Source organism: Serratia sp. CY74737, from assembly GCF_052166775.1.
Classification (GTDB): domain Bacteria; phylum Pseudomonadota; class Gammaproteobacteria; order Enterobacterales; family Enterobacteriaceae; genus Serratia; species Serratia ureilytica.
The window spans coordinates 152,902-171,471 of record NZ_JBJNOF010000006.1; the positions used below are offsets into that span (position 1 = coordinate 152,902).

23 protein-coding genes are annotated in these 18,570 nt (G+C 59.3%); 9 read left to right on the top strand and 14 right to left on the bottom strand.

The window, feature by feature from the left end; all coding sequences use genetic code 11:
- The first annotated feature begins 45 nt into the window (after positions 1–45).
- Both ACJ8PE_RS10145 and ACJ8PE_RS10150 read left to right on the top strand, forming a co-directional pair.
- A complete protein-coding gene (locus tag ACJ8PE_RS10145; RefSeq protein WP_197794880.1) occupies positions 46–1,260 on the top strand; it encodes a lactonase family protein in 1,215 nt (404 codons plus the stop codon).
- Positions 1,261–1,311: 51 nt separating this feature from the next.
- Positions 1,312–3,228: a BglG family transcription antiterminator gene (locus ACJ8PE_RS10150; RefSeq protein ID WP_033644486.1), complete on the top strand. Its 1,917-nt coding sequence runs from the start codon at positions 1,312–1,314 to the stop codon at positions 3,226–3,228.
- Positions 3,229–3,232: 4 nt separating this feature from the next.
- Here ACJ8PE_RS10150 and ACJ8PE_RS10155 read toward each other — a convergent pair whose 3' ends face one another.
- The 13 genes from ACJ8PE_RS10155 to ACJ8PE_RS10215 all read right to left on the bottom strand — a co-directional run bounded on the left by ACJ8PE_RS10155 (position 3,233) and on the right by ACJ8PE_RS10215 (position 12,290).
- The gene (locus ACJ8PE_RS10155) at positions 3,233–3,655 is read right to left on the bottom strand and encodes a helix-turn-helix domain-containing protein (RefSeq protein ID WP_033644489.1); all 423 of its coding nucleotides are present in this window, start codon (positions 3,653–3,655) and stop codon (positions 3,233–3,235) included.
- Positions 3,652–3,963 carry a type II toxin-antitoxin system HigB family toxin gene (locus tag ACJ8PE_RS10160; protein ID WP_197792722.1) on the bottom strand — a complete coding sequence of 104 codons (312 nt, stop codon included), beginning with the start codon at positions 3,961–3,963 and terminating at the stop codon, positions 3,652–3,654. The genes ACJ8PE_RS10155 and ACJ8PE_RS10160 overlap by 4 nt, the downstream gene beginning before the upstream one ends.
- A gap of 294 nt (positions 3,964–4,257) precedes the next feature.
- The gene (gene npr / locus ACJ8PE_RS10165) at positions 4,258–4,530 is read right to left on the bottom strand and encodes a PTS phosphocarrier protein NPr (RefSeq protein WP_004937034.1); all 273 of its coding nucleotides are present in this window, start codon (positions 4,528–4,530) and stop codon (positions 4,258–4,260) included.
- Positions 4,527–5,381 (bottom strand): RNase adapter RapZ, encoded by an 855-nt coding sequence (gene rapZ / locus ACJ8PE_RS10170; RefSeq protein WP_015379177.1) that lies wholly within the window; start codon positions 5,379–5,381, stop codon positions 4,527–4,529. Before rapZ ends, npr begins: the two co-directional genes overlap by 4 nt.
- 127 nt (positions 5,382–5,508) lie before the next feature.
- On the bottom strand, positions 5,509–5,970 hold the full coding sequence (gene ptsN / locus ACJ8PE_RS10175; protein WP_016930212.1) for a PTS IIA-like nitrogen regulatory protein PtsN: 462 nt from the start codon (positions 5,968–5,970) through the stop codon (positions 5,509–5,511).
- A 155-nt stretch (positions 5,971–6,125) separates the two neighbouring features.
- Entirely contained in the window at positions 6,126–6,413 is a 288-nt protein-coding gene (gene hpf / locus ACJ8PE_RS10180) for a ribosome hibernation promoting factor (protein WP_004937038.1), read from the bottom strand.
- 23 nt (positions 6,414–6,436) lie between these two features.
- On the bottom strand, positions 6,437–7,870 hold the full coding sequence (gene rpoN / locus ACJ8PE_RS10185) for an RNA polymerase factor sigma-54 (protein WP_197759899.1): 1,434 nt from the start codon (positions 7,868–7,870) through the stop codon (positions 6,437–6,439).
- A 52-nt stretch (positions 7,871–7,922) separates the two neighbouring features.
- Positions 7,923–8,648 carry an LPS export ABC transporter ATP-binding protein gene (gene lptB / locus ACJ8PE_RS10190; RefSeq protein WP_004937040.1) on the bottom strand — a complete coding sequence of 242 codons (726 nt, stop codon included), beginning with the start codon at positions 8,646–8,648 and terminating at the stop codon, positions 7,923–7,925.
- Positions 8,649–8,654: 6 nt separating this feature from the next.
- A complete protein-coding gene (gene lptA / locus ACJ8PE_RS10195; protein WP_025304377.1) occupies positions 8,655–9,194 on the bottom strand; it encodes a lipopolysaccharide ABC transporter substrate-binding protein LptA in 540 nt (179 codons plus the stop codon).
- Positions 9,163–9,741 carry an LPS export ABC transporter periplasmic protein LptC gene (gene lptC / locus ACJ8PE_RS10200; RefSeq protein ID WP_033644491.1) on the bottom strand — a complete coding sequence of 193 codons (579 nt, stop codon included), beginning with the start codon at positions 9,739–9,741 and terminating at the stop codon, positions 9,163–9,165. The genes lptA and lptC overlap by 32 nt, the downstream gene beginning before the upstream one ends.
- The gene (gene kdsC, locus ACJ8PE_RS10205; RefSeq protein ID WP_021505108.1) at positions 9,738–10,292 is read right to left on the bottom strand and encodes a 3-deoxy-manno-octulosonate-8-phosphatase KdsC; all 555 of its coding nucleotides are present in this window, start codon (positions 10,290–10,292) and stop codon (positions 9,738–9,740) included. The genes lptC and kdsC overlap by 4 nt, the downstream gene beginning before the upstream one ends.
- A gap of 17 nt (positions 10,293–10,309) precedes the next feature.
- Positions 10,310–11,296, bottom strand: coding sequence for an arabinose-5-phosphate isomerase KdsD (kdsD, locus tag ACJ8PE_RS10210; RefSeq protein ID WP_089197493.1), 987 nt, complete (start codon positions 11,294–11,296; stop codon positions 10,310–10,312).
- A gap of 16 nt (positions 11,297–11,312) precedes the next feature.
- Positions 11,313–12,290: a calcium/sodium antiporter gene (locus ACJ8PE_RS10215; protein ID WP_033644493.1), complete on the bottom strand. Its 978-nt coding sequence runs from the start codon at positions 12,288–12,290 to the stop codon at positions 11,313–11,315.
- 302 nt (positions 12,291–12,592) lie between these two features.
- On the opposite strand from ACJ8PE_RS10215, the gene mlaF reads away from it, so the two are divergent.
- The 7 genes from mlaF (at position 12,593) to murA (ending at position 17,404) form a co-directional block, all read left to right on the top strand.
- Positions 12,593–13,408: a phospholipid ABC transporter ATP-binding protein MlaF gene (gene mlaF, locus ACJ8PE_RS10220; protein ID WP_033644494.1), complete on the top strand. Its 816-nt coding sequence runs from the start codon at positions 12,593–12,595 to the stop codon at positions 13,406–13,408.
- Between the two features lie 4 nt (positions 13,409–13,412).
- Positions 13,413–14,195, top strand: coding sequence for a lipid asymmetry maintenance ABC transporter permease subunit MlaE (gene mlaE / locus ACJ8PE_RS10225; RefSeq protein ID WP_033644495.1), 783 nt, complete (start codon positions 13,413–13,415; stop codon positions 14,193–14,195).
- 4 nt (positions 14,196–14,199) lie between these two features.
- A complete protein-coding gene (gene mlaD / locus ACJ8PE_RS10230; protein WP_033644497.1) occupies positions 14,200–14,748 on the top strand; it encodes an outer membrane lipid asymmetry maintenance protein MlaD in 549 nt (182 codons plus the stop codon).
- A gap of 14 nt (positions 14,749–14,762) precedes the next feature.
- Positions 14,763–15,392 (top strand): phospholipid-binding protein MlaC, encoded by a 630-nt coding sequence (gene mlaC, locus ACJ8PE_RS10235; protein ID WP_033644498.1) that lies wholly within the window; start codon positions 14,763–14,765, stop codon positions 15,390–15,392.
- Positions 15,392–15,694 (top strand): lipid asymmetry maintenance protein MlaB, encoded by a 303-nt coding sequence (gene mlaB, locus ACJ8PE_RS10240; RefSeq protein WP_442536756.1) that lies wholly within the window; start codon positions 15,392–15,394, stop codon positions 15,692–15,694. The genes mlaC and mlaB overlap by 1 nt, the downstream gene beginning before the upstream one ends.
- A 140-nt stretch (positions 15,695–15,834) precedes the next feature.
- Entirely contained in the window at positions 15,835–16,089 is a 255-nt protein-coding gene (gene ibaG / locus ACJ8PE_RS10245; protein ID WP_025304370.1) for a BolA family iron metabolism protein IbaG, read from the top strand.
- Between the two features lie 55 nt (positions 16,090–16,144).
- Entirely contained in the window at positions 16,145–17,404 is a 1,260-nt protein-coding gene (gene murA, locus ACJ8PE_RS10250) for a UDP-N-acetylglucosamine 1-carboxyvinyltransferase (RefSeq protein ID WP_019453131.1), read from the top strand.
- Positions 17,405–17,475: 71 nt separating this feature from the next.
- On the opposite strand, the gene degS is transcribed toward murA, so the two are convergent.
- Positions 17,476–18,534 (bottom strand): outer membrane-stress sensor serine endopeptidase DegS, encoded by a 1,059-nt coding sequence (gene degS, locus ACJ8PE_RS10255; RefSeq protein ID WP_042785432.1) that lies wholly within the window; start codon positions 18,532–18,534, stop codon positions 17,476–17,478.
- Positions 18,535–18,570: the final 36 nt, after the last annotated feature.

Sequence of the window (18,570 nt, forward strand, 5' to 3'; positions counted from 1 at the left end):
CCCGTGGCGCGGCATGCCGCGCCGTTACCTATATTGAGGACTACTATGCGAAACTGGCAGGCTCCAACCCGACGCACCGCGTTGTTTATAGCGCTGCTGGCCGTGACCGGCCCGGCGCTGCATGCTGAGGATGCAATGAACTCCACGTCATCTCATTTTGCCTATATCGGCACCTACAATCCCAACGGCGAAGGCGTTTACCGAGTGCGGGTCGATCCGGCCAGCGGCGCGTTGAGCCAGGTTACGCTGGTCAGCAACGTGCCGAATCCGGCGCAGCTGACGCTGGGCGTCGGCGGCAAAACGCTGTATGTCGCCAGCGAAGTGGCCGATTTCAACGGCGGCAAGCACGGCGGCATCACCGCCTACCGGGTCAATCCGGCCGATGGCGCACTGACGCAGCTCAACCAGGTGAATTCGCAGGGGGCGGGGCCGGTGTATCTTACCTCGACGCCGGACGGGCGGCATCTGCTGGTAGCGAACTATGTCAGCGGCAGCGTGGCGGTCTTCCCGATTGAAGCGGACGGCAGCCTGGGCGCCGCCAGCTCGGTGCAGCAGCAACAGGGCCCGGCGGGCGCGGCCAAACCGGCGGCGGCGGTGAACGGCAGCTTCGCCGTCAGCGATCACAATGGCCCGCATGCCCATATGATCGCCAGCGATCCGAGCGGCAAGTTCGTGTTCTCCACCGATCTGGGGTTGGATCGCATCTACCAATGGCGCTTTGACGCCGCGAGCGGCCGCCTGACGCCGAACGATCCGCCGTGGATCGCCGCCTCTTCCGCCGGCGCCGGCCCGCGTCATTTTGTGTTCCACCCGGACGGCGACACTGTGCTGCTGGTGAACGAAGAGGCCTCGACGTTGACCAGCTACCGTTTTGATCGCCAAAAAGGTACTCTGAAACAACTGCATGCGGTTTCCGCGCTGCCCGCCGACTATCAGGGCACCAGCTTCGCTTCGGGGCTGGCGCTCAGCAAGAACGGCGACACGCTGTACGTCGCCAACCGGCTGCATAACAGCATTGCCCAGTTCAGCGTGGGCGCCGGCGGCGAGTTGAAACCGGTGGCGGAAACCTGGACGCGTGGCGATTATCCGCGTTCGCTGGCGCTGAGCCCGGATGGCCGCTATCTGTATGCGCTGAACCAGCGCAGCGATAACGTCACCCGCTTCAGCGTCAACCCGACTGACGGCAAACTCAGCTTTGTGGGCGGTTATCTGCCGATCGGCAGCCCCTCGCAAATGGCGTTCCTGCCGCCGGCGAAGTAACCCGTGGCCCGCCCGGTTCGCCGGGTGGGCCGCCTGATTGACGGACACAGAATGGTGCGATTTCCTTACCCGCGTTTGGCTTACTTGTTCGATGCTTTGCAAACCGAGACTTTGCCGCAGGATGAGCTGGCGAAGCGTTTCGCCGTGTCTACCCGCACGGTGCGGGCCGATATCACCGCGCTGAACGAGATCCTGGACAAATACGGCGCGCGCTTCGTGCATAGCCGCGGGGCCGGCTATCGTTTGCAGGTCGATAATGCTGCGCTGTTCAGCGCCCTGCAGCATCAGGAGCGTCGCAAACACGCCACCCCGCGCAGTGCGCAGGAGCGGGTGCATTATCTGCTGGTGCGTTTTTTGACCTCAGCCTTCTCCCTCAAACTGGAAGATCTGGCTGACGAGTGGTTCGTCAGCCGCGGCACGCTGCAAAACGACATGGCTGAGGTGAGAGAGCGTCTGGCGCACTATCAATTGACGATCGAAACCAAGCCGCGTTACGGCATGAAGCTGTTCGGCGCGGAGATGGCGATCCGCGCCTGCCTGACCGACCTGCTGTTCCAGCTGCAGCTGGCCGACGCCGAGAACCCGCTGCTCAACAACGAGATCCTGCTGCAGCCGCAGGTGGCGGCGTTCGCCGGCTTGCTGCACCCGCTGCTGTCGCAATACGCCATTCGCCTGACCGACGAGGGCGAGCAGTACCTGATTTTCTACTGCGCGGTGGCGCTGCGGCGCATCAACGATGGCTATCCGCTGTCGGACTTCGAGGTGGAGGACGGCGACGAGGCGGTGCGCCAGGTGTCGACCCGCCTGGCGGCGGAGCTGCGTGCGGCCTCCGGCAAAGAGATCTCGATGGCCGAAGAGGCCTATCTGCGGGTCAATATCGCCGCGCGCCGCGTGCAAGACGTGCAGCCGACCGAGATCAACGCCGACGATGAAGAAGCGCTGGTGGACTACATCCTGTCCTACATCAACGCACACTATAACTACAACCTGCAGGGCGACGAGCAGCTGCGGGCCGATCTGCTTACCCATATCAAGACCATGATTACGCGGGTGAAATACCAGATCAACATCCCCAATCCGCTGTTGGCCAACATCAAGCAGCACTATCCGATGGCTTACGACGTGACGCTGGCGGCGGTCTCCAGCTGGGGCAAGTACACGCCTTATACGCTGAGCGAGAACGAAATCGGTTATCTGGTGCTGCACATCGGCGTGGGGCTGGAGCGACATTACAACATCGGTTATGAACGCCACCCGCAGGTGATGCTGGTGTGCGACACCGGCAACTCGACGGTGCGGATGATCCAGGCGCAGATTGCGCGCAAGTATCCGCAGCTGGTGATGACGCGCATCGTCTCGCTGCGCGATTACGAGATGCTCGCGCACATCGACGAAGACTTCGTGATTTCCAACGCCCGCATCGGCGAAAAGAACAAGCCGGTAGTGGTGATGTCGCCGTTCCCGACCGATTATCAGCTGGAGCAACTGGGCAAACTGGTGCTGGTGGATCGCACCCGACCGTACATGCTGGAGAAGTTCTTCGACGCCGAGCATTTCATGGTGCTCAACGAGCCGCTGACGCAGGCGGAACTGTTCAGCCGGGTGTGCGGCCAGCTGGAGCGGGAAGGGTACGTCGGCGCGGACTTTTATCCGTCGGTGGTCGAACGCGAGGCGATCGTCTCCACGCTGCTGGGCGAAGGCATCGCGCTGCCGCACTCGCTGGGGCTGCTGGCGAAAAAGACCGTGGTGGTGACGCTACTGGCGCCGCAGGGCGTCGCCTGGGGCGAGGGCGAGGTCGCGCACGTGATTTTCCTGCTGGCGATCAGCAAGAGCGACTATGAAGAGGCGATGGCGATCTACGAGCTGTTCGTCACCTTCGTGCGTGAACGCTCAATGAGCCGCCTGCTGGGCAGTGACAGCTTCGACAGCTTCAAAGCGGTGGCGCTGGACTGCCTGAGCCGGAGTTGAGGGGCTAATCTGCTTCCGGCAGGAACAGGGCTGGGGGCAGATTGAAGCGTTTGGCCAGCGCCATAATGTGCGGAATGGTCAGCGATCTTTTGCCGTTCAGGATTTGGTTGACCAACGACTTTTTGCCGATCTCATGTTCAAAATCACTTTGGCTGAGTTGGTGCTGTTCCATCAATACGCGAAGCGCGGCCACCCCCTGCGGGAGTTGGGCGATACGCTGGTTGAATGCGGTAAATTCGGCGCTGTTGTCTTCATATTCGGCGATTTTTTTTGCCAACATGTCAATCAGCGGATGGCGTTCATCGTTTTCCAGCAGATATTCCACCAATTCGAGCGCTTCTCGGTAGTCTTGCTGAGCGTGGCTGCCCTGCAATAAGGGTACGGCGCGCAGTAGCGCATCGGCCGCCTTAATGGCATCTGTAATCATGACGAACTCCTTCGATAGTGCTGCATCAGCTTGTCGTATTCGGCGTGGCTAACGATATGCTTTATGAAGACTTTCTGTGTCTCGAAGCTGGCAAAGAACAAGATCCGCAGGTGGTTGCCGCCGACGTCAATGACCCACCATTTCTCTTTGTACTTCATACGATCGAGCGAAGGAAAAAGCGCTTTTAACTCGTCCGGCGTGCGGAACTCACCCCGTCGCAACGCTTTATAAATGGCCTCGAGAGTAGTGGCTTCATTGGGATATTGCTTCGTTGCGTTATTGAACGGTTCCCTGGAAATGATATGCATCGTTCCTTCGATTCCTACCCGGTGAACATTATAGCGACTGCCGGTGAAGTTCACAAATTGTAAACTTTCTGTTGTCCCGCCAGCAAAGCGTGGGGAAACATCCGCCTGTTGTCTGTTTTTGCGTTACACACTATTGCGATTACCGTGGTGGGGGTAAATCCATGACGTGAATTTACAGGCGGTTACGGCTGATTCTGGAAGCGGATTCGCAAAATGAGAAACGGGAGGGCTACACTATGGGAGGGGCGGAGGCAACACATGCGCCGAGGCGACGCATGGGAAGAGTCTCAGCGACTAATCTTCATCAAACCCGGAGTTGAACAGCTCGACCACCGCCGCCAGCGCGTTGACTTCATCGGGGCCGGTCGCTTCGACTTCGATGTGCCGACCCTGGGCGGAGTCCAGCATCAGCAGCGCGATGACGCTGCTGGCTTCGGCTTCGGTGCCGCTTTCGTTGCGCAGCATCACTTCGGCGTCGAAGCTTTGCACCAGTTCGAACAGTTTCATCGCCGGGCGCGCGTGCATGCCCAGCTTGTTTTTGATTTCAACCGTCTGTTTGACCGTCATTGTTTGCGCTTTTCCAGCGTGCGGTGGCGCGATTGCACATTCTTGCCGCGCGAGCGGAAGTAATCGGCCAGCTGTTCCGCCACGTACACCGAACGGTGTTTGCCGCCGGTACAGCCGATGGCGACCGTCAGGTAGCTGCGGTTGTTGGTTTCCAGCATCGGCAGCCACTGTTCCAGATAGCTGCGGGTCTGGTAAATAAAGTTATGCACTTCGGTATGGCGATCGAGGAACGACGCTACCGGCTTGTCCAGACCGGTCATCGGCCGCAGCTTCGGATCCCAGTGCGGGTTAGGCAGGAAGCGCACGTCGAACACGTAGTCGGCGTCGATCGGGATGCCGTGTTTGAAGCCGAAGGATTCGAACACCATGGTCAGTTCGCGCTCGCGTTTGCCGAGCAGGCGGGTGCGCAGCATTTCGGCCAGTTCGTGCACCGACATTTCCGAGGTGTCGATAATCAGGTCAGCCCGCGAGCGCAGCGGTTCGAGCAGATCGCTCTCTTCGTCGATCGCGCTTTCCAGCGACAGGTTTTTGCTGGAGAGCGGGTGCAGGCGGCGGGTGTCGCTGTAACGGCGGATCAGCGTGTTGCGATCGGCGTCGAGGAACAGCAGCTGCGGCGAGAAGCTGTCCGGCAGCTGAGTCATCGCGTATTCGAACACTTCCGGCGATTCCGGCATGTTGCGCACGTCGATGCTGACCGCCGCGGAGATATTGCGTTCCGCCAGCGTATTGGCGAGCTGCGGCAGCAGAACCACCGGCAGGTTGTCAACGCAGTAAAAACCCATGTCTTCCAGCGCCCGCAAGGCGACGGATTTTCCGGAACCGGAACGGCCGCTGACAATCATCAGCACCATGTGGCAACTCCCCTGGCATCGCGGCGGCGTTCATCGCCACCGTTAAACTTTGTTATTCCGGCCGCAGCCGGATCCATCATCGTAAAACAGTATCGTTATCCGGGCTGGAAGTCACGCCGGCCGGGCATCACTCGGTGATGATTTGGTAAAGTTCTTCGTCGCTCTGCGCGGCGCGCAGGCGGCGGCATACGGTTTTGTCTGCCAGGCGTTTGGCGACCAGCGACAGCGTATGCAAATGGGTTTTGCACTGATCGGCAGGCACCAGCAGCGCAAACAGCAGATCGACCGGCTGATTGTCGATAGCGTCGAAAGCGATGGGTTGGTCGAGACGGATAAACACGCCAACGGCCCGCAGTGTGTCCTCTTCCAGTTTGCCGTGGGGAATGGCGATACCGTTGCCGATACCGGTGCTGCCCATGCGCTCCCGGGTGAGAACCGCGTCAAACACCACCTGCGAAGGCAGATTGAGCTGTTTGGCGGCCAGTTCGCTGATAATTTCCAAAGCCCGCTTCTTGCTGGTGCAGTGTACCGAGCTTTTGGTGCACTCGATGTTTAACACCGAGCTTAATTGCATATATTCGTTGTTCATCTCATCTTCACTTAAAACCGCGCCGCCGGGCGAAGCCGGCAAGGCGGTTTTTCGTCGGTTTTGACCCTGATTACCGTTCGGCGCGTCACCCATGCGGGTCACGCGCCGAAGGGAGAGGCGGCGACGGATGCCGCCTCACGGAATGGGTCAGGGTGTCAGTGTTGCTTCAATTTGTCTTTATGTTTGTTCAATTGACGTGCCAATTTGTCGATCAGCGTATCAATTGCGGCATACATATTCTCGTCTTCCGAGGTGGCGTGCAACTCGCCTCCATTCACGTGCACCGTTGCTTCCGCAATTTGCTGCACTTTTTCCACACTTAATACAACATACACCTGATTGATGCGATCAAAATACTGTTCGAGTTTGGCGAACTTGTTGTTCACGAACTCGCGCAACGGATCGGTGATTTCGATGTGGTGTCCGGTAATGTTGAGCTGCATAGTGTCTTCCTTCTCAATAGAGGTCAAACCAACTGTTTGCGCTGGTTCGACGGCGGGATGGACAAAGACTCTCGGTACTTGGCGACGGTGCGCCGGGCCACGATGATCCCCTGATTGGCGAGCAGGGTGGCCAGCTTGCTGTCGCTGAGTGGTTTGGCGGGGTTTTCCGCCGCAATCAATTTCTTCACCAACGCGCGGATCGCCGTCGAGGAGGCTTCGCCGCCGCTGTCGGTATTCACGTGGCTGGAGAAGAAATATTTCAATTCGAAAATGCCGCGCGGGCTGTGCAGAAACTTCTGCGTGGTGACGCGCGAGATCGTCGATTCATGCATCTCCACGGCCTGGGCGATATCCGCCAGCACCATGGGTTTCATAAACTCTTCGCCTTGCTCGAAGAACGCCTGCTGCTGATCGACGATGCAGCGGGTGACCTTCAGCAACGTCTCGTTGCGGCTCTCCAGGCTTTTAATCAGCCACTTGGCTTCCTGCAGGTTGCTGCGGATGAACTGGCCGTCGGCTTCGCTGCGGGCGCTGTTGCCCAGCGCGGCGTACTGCTGATTGATCTTCAAACGCGGCACGCTGTCGCCGTTGAGCTCGACCGTCCATTTGTTCTGCGTTTTGCGCACCAGCACGTCCGGAATGACGTATTCCGATTCGCCGGTATTGATCGACTGCCCCGGGCGCGGATCGAGCGACTGAATCAGCAGCATCGCTTCTTTCAGTGTATCTTCTTTTAGCCGGGTTGATCGCATCAGGCTGCGAAAGTCGTGGTTGGCCAACAGATCCAGATGCTCGCTGATGATCAGCCGCGCTTCGGCCAGATAAGGCGTATCTTTGGCGTATTGGGAGAGCTGCACCAGCAGGCAATCGCGCAGATCGCGCGCGGCGACGCCGATCGGATCAAAACGCTGCACGCGCTTCAGCACCGCCTCGACTTCCTCGAGGGTCACGTTCTCGTCGCCCAGGCTTTCCAGAATGTCTTCCAGCGGGACGGTGAGATAGCCGGTGTCATCCACCGCGTCGACGATGGAAGTGGCGATGGCGGCGTCGGTATCGGAAAACGGCGTCAGATCCACCTGCCACATCAGATAATCCTGCAGCGTTTGGGTGGTCTCGCCCTGATAGACCGGCAGCTCGTCGTCGCTGTAGTCGGTGCCGGTGCCGGACGGCGTGCCCGCGGTATAGATTTCATCCCAGGTGGCGTCCAGAGGCAGCTCTTCCGGCATGTCTTTCTGCTCCAAGGCCTCGCGGGTATCGAGCCCCTCGGTCTCCTGGGTTTCTTTGGCGTCGATTTCGTCGTGCAGATCGGTCTGTTCAAGCAGCGGATTGCTCTCCAGCGCCAGCTGGATCTCTTGCTGAAGCTCAAGCGTGGACAACTGCAGCAGGCGGATCGCCTGCTGGAGCTGAGGTGTCATGGCCAGCTGTTGGCTGAGCCTGAGTTGCAAACCTTGCTTCATAGTTTTCTGTCTACTTCCGTTAACGGTGTCGTCCCGCAGGACGCGCCGGCGCTTAGAGGCGGAACTCTTCGCCCAGATAAACGCGTTTAACCTGCTCGTCGGCCAGAATAGCATCCGGCGTGCCGTGGGCAATCAGTTTGCCCTGGCTGACGATGTAGGCGCGTTCACATACGTCCAGCGTCTCGCGCACGTTGTGGTCGGTGATCAGCACGCCCAGGCCGCTGTCACGCAGGTGCTCGATGATTTTCTTGATATCGATAACGGAAATCGGATCCACCCCGGCGAAGGGTTCGTCCAGCAGAATGAATTTCGGGTTGGCCGCCAGCGCGCGGGCGATTTCGACGCGGCGGCGTTCACCGCCGGACAGCGCCTGGCCGAGGCTGTCGCGCAGATGGGAGATATGGAACTCTTCCATCAGCTCTTTGGCGCGGTCTTCGCGCTGTTCGCTGGTGAGATCGGGACGGATCTCCAACACCGCCATCAGGTTGTCGTACACGCTCAGGCGGCGGAAGATCGACGCTTCCTGCGGCAGGTAACCGATGCCGCGGCGCGCACGGGCGTGCAGCGGCAACAGGCTGATGTCTTCTTCGTCGATCACGATGCGCCCGGCGTCGCGCGGCACGATGCCGACCACCATGTAGAAGGTGGTGGTTTTACCGGCGCCGTTCGGGCCGAGCAGGCCGACGATCTCGCCGGATTTCACTTTCAGGCTGACGTCTTCGACAACTTTACGGCCCTTGTAGGCTTTCGCCAGGTTTTCTGCGATGAGTGTTGCCATAAGTGATTAGTTACTCTTTTTTTGCCCGTTTTTGTCTTGCAACTGCGACGGTACCAGAACCGTTGTCACGCGTTTGCCTTTGTCGCTAAACGCCTGCATTTGCTGCTGTTGCACCAGATAGGTGATGCGATCGCCTTTCACGTTGCTGTCGAGCTGCTCCAGATAGGCGTTGCCCGTCAGGGTCACCAGCTGGGTCGCCACGTCGTAACGCACTTTCTGCGCGTGGCCTTTGACCGGCTTGCCGCTGTCCTGCATCTGGTAGAAGGTTACCGGGTTGCCGAACGCTTCAATATAGGTCTTATTCTGATCTCCGCCCGGGCGGGTGACGACCACCTTGTCGGCGCGAATATCGATGGTGCCCTGTTTGATCACCACGTTGTCGGTGAAGGTGCTGACGTTGCTTTGCATGTCCAACGACTGCTTGAGCGAGTCGATGCTGACCGGCTGGCTGGAGTCGGATTTCAGCGCCAGAGCGGGGGCGCTGGCGGCCAAAACTAAGCTGCCGAGCAACAGGTTACGGAGTTGGTTTTTGGTTCTGAATTTCATAGTTGGTCTTAACCTTATCAATCAGCTCAGCGGTTTTGGTCCGCAGGTTCCCACGCATTTTCATGCCGTTAGAGGTAAAATTGGTCCCGTAAAGCGTGACTTCGTCATCGGAGGTGACGTCCTGGGTGACCAGGTTTACCTGAGCGTTGTCCGTCTTAATTTTTTCCAGCTGCGAGGTGGTGGTCAGGCTGTTTACCTCGACGTGACCATACAGATACAGCATCCGGTCTTTAGTCAGTTTGGCGCGATCGGCGCGAACTGACCAGGTGGCCACCGCATTCTCATCGAACAGCGTCATCACCGGCTGGGTGAACCAGCTCAGCTCGCCGGCGGTGTAATACTTCGCGTCTTCCGCCACCAGTTTGTAATTCAGCTTGCCGGCCGGGTTGTACACCACGGTGACCGTGTGCTGGCTCTGGTAGGTCGGATCCTGATCGTTAGCCGGGCCAGGAGCCGTGTCGTCGCTGAAGTCCGTCATGTTCCAGCCGATCAGCGCCAGAACGATCACCGTCAACAGGATGGTGATCCACAGTTTGGTTTTACTCATATCGACAGCCCTTTGGCGTCCTCCAGCTTATTTTGAGCCAAAAGAATGATGTCGCACAGTTCGCGTACTGCGCCGCGGCCGCCGGCAATGCGGGTGACGTAGTGGGCGCGCGGCGTCAACAGCGGATGGGCGTCCGCCACCGCGACCGCCAGGCCGACCTGCGCCATCACCGGCCAGTCGATCAGGTCATCGCCGATATAGGCGACCTGATCCGCCGTTAACGACAGTTTATCCAACAGTTCGCGGAAGGCCAAAAGCTTATCGGACTGCCCCTGATACAGATGGGTGATACCGAGCGTCTGCGCGCGGTCTTCCAGCAGCTTGGCGGAGCGACCGGTGATGATCGCCACCTCGATGTCCGAGGTTTTCAGACAGCGGATGCCGTAACCGTCGCGCACGTTGAACGCCTTCAATTCTTCACCGTTGTTGCCCATGAAGATCAGGCCGTCCGACAGCACGCCGTCAACGTCGCAAATCAACAGGCGGATGTTCCCGGCACGCGCCATAACCTCTTGTTCTACCGGCCCGTAGCAGGTTTCTACCATACCCATTCCGTTCTATTCCTTAATTAAACGACGCCGGCGCGCAGCATGTCATGCATATGTACCACACCCAGCAGTTGGTCGCCATCGGCAACCAGCAGCGCGGTGATGTGGCGTTGTTGCATCAGGTTCAATGCATCGACCGCCAGAATATTGGGGCGCACCCGCACGCCGCCCGGCGTCATGACATCGGCGATCTTCGCCTCGTGCAGGTTGATGCCCATGTCGAATACCCGGCGCAGGTCGCCGTCGGTGAAGATGCCGGCGATTTTCATCAGATCGTCGCAGATCACCGTCAGACCCAGATTTTTGCGGGTGATTTCCAGCAGCGCGTCGCGCAATGAGGCGTCGGCGCTAACGTGGGGCATTTCGTCGCCGCTGTGCATGATATCGCTAACCCGCAGCAGCAGCTTGCGGCCAAGTGCGCCGCCCGGATGCGACAGCGCGAAATCTTCCGGCGTGAAACCGCGCGCCTTCAGCAGCGCGACGGCCAGCGCATCGCCCATCACCAGCGTGGCGGTGGTGCTGGTGGTCGGCGCCAGCCCCAGCGGGCAGGCCTCCTGCGGCACCTTGATGCACAGGTGGATGTCCGCCGCCTTGCCCATCGAACTTTCCGGATTGTTGGTCATGCAGATGAGGGTGATCCGCTGCCGTTTCAACACCGGGATCAGCGCCAGGATCTCGCTGGACTCACCGGAGTTGGAGATGGCGAGCACGATATCCTGCGGAGTGACCATGCCCAAATCGCCATGGCTGGCTTCCGCCGGGTGCACGAAGAATGAGGGGGTGCCGGTGCTGGCGAAGGTCGCGGCGATCTTGCAGCCGATATGGCCGGATTTACCCATGCCCATCACCACCACTTTGCCGCCGCAGGCGGCGATCGTTTCGCAGGCGCGGGTGAAGTCTGCGTTGATGTAGCTGTCGAGCTGAGCCAGCCCGTCACGCTCTATCTGAAGCACTTCTTTGCCGGCCTGTTGAAAATCGAAGCCCGGTTGCAACTCAATGTTCGACATACTCATTCCCGTCGGTTTAGCCGAAAGTACTGAAAGGGTTAAAGAACAGCACCGCAAGATACGCAATAAAGCCGCATAATAACAGCGCGCCGGCTAGGTGGCCGATGCGGTGTTTGCGGCCGATGCACAGCACGCTCAGCAGCACGCTGGCCGCCAGCATCACCCAGTAATCGCGCTGGAAGGCGGCGGCGTCCACGCTGCCCGGCGACAGCAGGGCGGGGACGCCCAGCACGATCACCGTGTTGAAAATATTGGAGCCGATGATGTTGCCAATCGCCATATCATCTTCGCCCTTTAATGCTCCGGCGATGGACGTGGCCAGCTCGGGCAGGCTGGTGCCGATGGCGATAATGGTCAAGCCGACCACCAGTTCGCTCAGGCCGAAATAGTGCGCGATCACCGTCGCGTTATCGACCACCATTCTGGAAGAGAGCGGCAGAATGATAAACGCCAGCACCAGCCACAGCACCGCCACGGTATTGCTGCTGTCCTGCGGCAATTCGGCGATCTGCTCCATGGTCAGGCTGTCGCTGCCCTCGCGCTGCGCCAGCCGGGCGATTTTCAGCATCAGCAGGATGAAACCGGCGGCGGCGGTCAGCAGCAGCACGCCGTCCAGCCTGCTCAGGGTGCCGTCCATCAACACGAAACCGCACAATACTGTGACCGCTAACATCAGCGGCAGTTCGCGCCGCAGTATTTCCGATCGTGCAGCCAGCGGGTGAATCAGCGCTGCGACGCCCAGGATCAATAAAATGTTGGTGATGTTGGAACCTAACACGTTGCCAACGGCCATATCTATCTGCCCGTTCAGCGCGGCGGTGGTGGACACGATCAGCTCCGGCAGTGAAGTGCCGATGCCGACGATGGTCATGCCGATGATCAACGGCGGCACGCCAAGCGAACGGGAAATCACGGCAGCACCATAAACTAAGCGGTCTGCACCATACACCAGTAGAAATAAACCAACGATTAATAATGCTATTGCGAGAAACATGCAGGGTCCTTTGTCGGGTATTATCCCGGTTCGTTGGTTAAAGCCGTCAATGCGGCGGTATTGCTTGCCCTCCGGTGCGTGCGCTTGAGCGCAGCAACGGTTTTTCCCGGCTAATTGTTGAACACTTTCGTTTTTTTTCGTTATGGCGCCAATTTTGACCGGGTGGCGCGGAAAAGTAAAACCAATGGCATCATTGGTTGCGAAATGGCAGTAAGTTTTTGTAAAGATGAGACGGATTGCGCCCATTGCTTTAACATCACGGGTAGATTCAGCAAAAGATGAGTCGTAAAGGGTCCATTAACATGCTCCAAAAGGCAGATAATTTGGTCGAAGTGCGCGACATGAGCTTTTCGCGCGGCGACCGGCGGATATTTGAAGACATCAACCTGACGGTGCCTCGCGGTAAGATCACGGCGATCATGGGGCCGTCGGGCATCGGCAAAACCACGCTGCTGCGTCTGATCGGCGGTCAGCTGACGCCGGACCGCGGGGAGATTTGGTTTGACGGCGACAACATTCCCGCATTGTCCCGCCGTCAGTTGTACGACGCGCGCAAAAAGATGAGCATGCTGTTCCAGTCGGGCGCGCTGTTCACCGATTTGACCGTATTCGAAAACGTGGCCTACCCGTTGCGTGAGCACAGCAACCTGCCTGAGCCCCTGCTGCGCAGCACGGTGCTGATGAAGCTGGAAGCGGTCGGGCTGCGCGGTGCGGCGCAGCTGATGCCCAATGAACTCTCCGGCGGCATGGCGCGCCGGGCGGCGTTGGCGCGCGCGATCGCGCTGGACCCGGAGATGATCATGTTCGACGAACCTTTCGTCGGCCAGGATCCGATCACCATGGGGGTGCTGGTCAAGCTGATCGACGAGTTGAACCATGCGCTGGGCATTACCTGCATCGTGGTGTCGCACGACGTGCCGGAGGTGCTGAGCATCGCCGACTACGCCTATATCGTGGCCGATCACCGGGTGATTGCCGAAGGCACCACGCAGCAATTGCAGAACAATCCTGATGCGCGCGTGCGCCAGTTCCTGGATGGTATAGCGGATGGACCGGTGCCGTTCCGCTATCCGGCCGGGGATTATCAGACTGAACTGCTAGGCTTAGGGAGTAAATAAGCTCATGTTATTAAGAGCGTTAGCGTCTCTGGGGCGCAGTGGCATCAACACCAGCGCCAGCTTCGGCCGCGCCGGGTTGATGCTGTTCAACGCATTGATTGGCCGGCCGGAACCCGGCAAGCAGTGGCCGCTGTTGTTGAAACAGCTTTACAGCGTCGGCGTGCAGTCGCTGCTGATCATCATGGTTTCCGGGCTGTTTATCGGCATGGTGCTGGGCCTGCAGGGGTATATCGTGCTTACCACCTACAGCGCTGAAGCCAGCCTCGGCATGATGGTGGCGCTGTCGCTGCTGCGCGAGCTGGGGCCGGTGGTGACGGCGCTGCTGTTCGCCGGCCGCGCCGGTTCCGCGCTCACGGCGGAAATCGGCCTGATGAAGGCGACGGAACAGATCTCCAGCCTGGAAATGATGGCGGTCGATCCGCTGCGGCGCATCGTGGCGCCGCGTTTCTGGGCGGGGATGATCAGCATGCCGCTGCTGACCATCATCTTCGTGGCGATCGGCATTTGGGGCGGCTCGGTGGTCGGCGTGGATTGGAAGGGCATCGACAGCGGCTTCTTCTGGTCGGCGATGCAAGGCGCCGTAGAGTGGAAAAAAGATCTGCTCAACTGCCTGATCAAGAGCGTGGTGTTCGCCATTACCGTAACCTGGATTGCCATTTTCAACGGGTATGACGCCGTGCCTACCTCTGAAGGGATTAGCCGGGCGACGACGCGTACCGTGGTGCATTCGTCACTGGCGGTGTTGGGATTGGATTTCGTGCTGACCGCACTGATGTTTGGGAATTGATTCGATGCAAACGAAGAAGAGTGAAATCTGGGTTGGGGCATTCATGCTGATCGCGCTGTGCGCCATCGTGTTTATCTGCCTGCAGGTGGCGAACCTTAAATCGATCGGCAGCGAGCCGACCTACCGCGTTTACGCGACGTTCGACAATATCGGCGGCCTGAAACCGCGTTCGCCGGTGAAGATCGGCGGCGTGGTGATCGGCCGCGTGGCGGACATCGAACTCGATCCGAAAACCTACACGCCGCGCGTGGCGCTCGATATCCAGAAAAAGTACGACGAAATCCCGGATACCAGCTCGCTGGCGATCCGCACCTCCGGCCTGCTGGGCGAGCAATATCTGGCGCTTAACGTGGGCTTCGAAGATCCTGATATGGGCACCACCATTCTGAAAGACGGCGGCACCATCCAGGACACTAAATCAGCCATGGTTCTGGAAGATCTGATCGGCCAGTTCCTGTATAAAAGCGGCGGTCAGGACAGCGCCAAACCGGGAGACGCGGCCGCTGAGCCGGCTGCCGGCGCTGCACCGCAACCCGCTGTTCCAAATCATTAAGAGAGGATACCTGCATGTTTAAACGTTTACTGATGGTGGCTCTGCTGGTGGTTGCGCCGCTGGCGAGCGCAGCCGACCAAACCAACCCTTACAGCATGATGCAAGACGCGGCGCAGAAGACCTTCAGCCGTTTGAAGAACGAACAGCCGAAGATCAAGCAGGACCCGAACTACCTGCGCTCCATCGTGCATCAGGAACTGATGCCGTTCGTGCAGGTGAAATACGCCGGCGCGCTGGTGCTGGGCCGTTACTACAAAGATGCGACGCCTGCGCAGCGCGAAGCTTACTTCACCGCTTTCCAGGCTTACCTGGAGCAGGCTTACGGCCAGGCGCTGGCGATGTACCACGGCCAGACTTACCAGATCGCGCCTGAACAGCCGCTGGGCAACGCCGACATCGTGGCCATTCGTGTCACCATCATCGACAACGGCGGCCGCCCGCCGGTGCGTCTGGATTTCCAATGGCGCAAGAACAGCAAAACCGGCTACTGGCAGGCGTATGACATGATCGCCGAAGGCGTCAGCATGATCACCACCAAGCAAAACGAGTGGGCGTCTACGCTGCGTACTCAGGGCATCGACGGCCTGACCAAACAGCTGCAGGCCGCTGCCGCGCAGCCCATCTCGCTGGACAAGAAAAACTGATGTCGGCAGCGCTCAGCTTCGAATCAGAGCAGCAGACGCTGATCCTGCGCGGTGAACTGGACCGTGAAACGCTGCTGCCGTTGTGGCGGCAGCGCGACGCGCTGATGGCGGATAAAACCGCGATGGACGTGGCGCAACTGCAGCGCGTGGACTCCTCCGGGCTGGCGCTGTTGCTGCATCTGCAGGAAGAGCAGCGCCAACGTGGCGTCGCGCTAAAAATTTTCGGCGTCACCGAGCGTCTGAAAACGCTGATCGCGCTCTACAACCTGCAGGCGATAATGCCTGTCGATACCGCCGGTTAGCGGCGTTTTACACCGCCTTTACGTGGTTAAACGATACAAAGCCCCTGTTATGCAGGGGCTTTTTCTTTAGTTTAAGAAAACATCGTATTCCACTAAGATACTAGGCTGTTTATGATCCTTTAGCGGCAGAACTGGATACTATGGAAACCAACGAGATTAAAGACGTGCTGATGCAGGCATTGGCACTGGATGAAGCGCACGTGACGGGCGACGGCAGCCATTTTCAAGCGATCGTGGTCGGCGAACTGTTCGCCGGCATGAGCCGCGTCAAAAAACAGCAGACGGTTTACGCACCGCTGATGGAATACATTGCGGACAACCGCATTCATGCCTTGTCTATCAAGGCGTACACCCCTGAAGAGTGGCAGCGAGACCGCAAACTCAACGGATTTTAAGGCTGTTTGCCCTGCCGGGCGGGCAGCTTCAGATTAGATAACAGAGAGTAGTCAGATGGATAAATTTCGTGTGCAGGGTCGGACCCGCCTGAGCGGTGAAGTGTCTATTTCCGGGGCCAAAAACGCCGCCCTGCCGATCCTGTTCGCCGCCCTGTTGGCGGAAGAGCCGGTCGAGCTGCAGAATGTCCCTAAGCTGAAGGACATCGACACCACCATTAAACTGCTCAGCCAGTTGGGCACCAAGATTGAGCGCAACGGTTCGGTCTTCGTGGACGCCAGCGGCGTGAACGAGTTTTGCGCGCCTTACGATCTGGTGAAAACCATGCGCGCTTCCATCTGGGCGCTGGGGCCGCTGGTGGCACGTTTCGGCCGCGGCCAGGTTTCCCTGCCGGGCGGCTGCGCGATCGGCGCGCGTCCAGTCGATCTGCACATCACCGGCCTGGAGCAGTTGGGGGCCGAGATCAAGCTGGAAGAAGGTTACGTCAAGGCGTCCGTCGATGGCCGTCTGAAAGGCGCGCACATCGTGATGGACAAGGTGAGCGTGGGCGCGACCGTGACCATCATGAGCGCCGCGACCCTGGCGACCGGCACGACCGTTATCGAGAACGCCGCGCGTGAGCCGGAAATTGTCGATACCGCCAACTTCCTCAATACGCTGGGCGCGAAGATCAGCGGCGCAGGCAGCGACAAGATCACCATCGAGGGCGTCGAGCGTCTGGGCGGCGGCGTGTATCGCGTGCTGCCTGACCGTATCGAGACCGGTACCTTCCTGATCGCCGCCGCGGTTTCCGGCGGCAAAGTGATGTGCCGTAACACCCGTCCGGATACGCTGGATGCGGTGCTGGCCAAACTACGTGAAGCCGGTGCCGATATCGAAGTGGGCGAAGACTGGATCAGCCTGGACATGCACGGCAAGCGCCCGAAAGCGGTCACCGTGCGCACCGCGCCGCACCCGGGCTTCCCGACCGACATGCAGGCCCAGTTCAGCCTGTTGAACCTGGTGGCGGAAGGCACCGGCGTTATCACCGAGACCATCTTCGAAAACCGCTTCATGCACGTGCCGGAATTGATCCGCATGGGGGCGCACGCGGAAATCGAGAGCAACACCGTGATCTGCCATGGCGTTGAACAGCTGTCCGGTGCTCAGGTGATGGCGACCGATCTGCGCGCTTCCGCCAGCCTGGTGATCGCCGGCTGCATCGCCGACGGCGTGACCGTCGTCGATCGCATCTACCATATTGATCGCGGCTATGAGCGTATTGAAGACAAGCTACGCGCGCTGGGTGCGAACATCGAGCGTGTGAAAGGCGAGTAAGGCATTAACGCCGGCGCGGCTGCGTCGGCAGGATGAAAATCAAAGGGCCGGCTATCAATGCCGGCCCTTTTTTAATTGCTGTCTTCCGGGAATTCACCCACCGTCATTTTCAACGTAATGCGCTTGCCGTCACGCAGCACGATAACCGGTATCTCGGTGCCCGGTCTGATCTCCGCCACCTGATCCATGGTCTCCAGCACGGACACCGCCGGTTTGTTATCCACGTTGATGATGATGTCGTTGATCTGGAAGCCGGCGTTGCTCGCCGGGCCGTTTGGCGTAATCTCGGTCACGATGATGCCTTGAAGGCGATCGATGCCGGAATTGGACGAGCGCAGCGGAATGATCTCTTTGCCCTGAATGCCGAAATAGCCGCGGATGACGCGGCCGTCGCGGATCAGCTTGTCCATGATTTTGGTGGCCAGTTCGATCGGAATGGCGAAGCCGAGGCCCTCCGGCGTTTCGCCGTCGGTAATTTTGTCATAGGTCAGGGTGTTGATGCCGATCAGCTCGCCCAGCGAGTTGACCAGCGCGCCGCCGGAGTTGCCGCGGTTGATGGAGGCGTCGGTCTGCAGGAACGTCTGTCGGCCGGTGGTGCTCATACTGATGCGGCCGGTGGCGCTGAGGATGCCCTGTGTGACGGTCTGCCCCAGGTTGTAGGGGTTGCCGATCGCCAGCACGACGTCGCCGACGTGGGCAACGCGATTTTTATTGGTCGGGATCACCGGCAAATTGCCGGGATCGATCTTCAGCACCGCCAAATCGGTCAGGCCGTCCGAGCCGACCAACAGCGCTTCGTAGCGGCGGCCATCCTGCAACACCACGGTGATCTGCTGAGCGTCTTTGATCACGTGGCGGTTGGTGATGATATAGCCGCGTTCATTCATGATCACGCCGGAACCGAGCGACAGTACGTTGGCGGCCCCGTTCAGGTTGCGGTTGTAAATATTCACCACGGCGGGCGCGGCGCGGCGCACCGCTTTGTTGTAGCTCACTGGCGTTTCGTCGCTGGTACTCTCAGGTTTGTCTGCAAACAGGCCGTTGGAAGAACGCAGCATGGGCAGTGCGGCCAGCAGCAGGCCAGCAACGATGAGACCGATAACGACAGAACGCAAGAGCTTAGCAAACATGGAGTTTTCGTGGTGTGGTGAACGATGTTCGGAGGA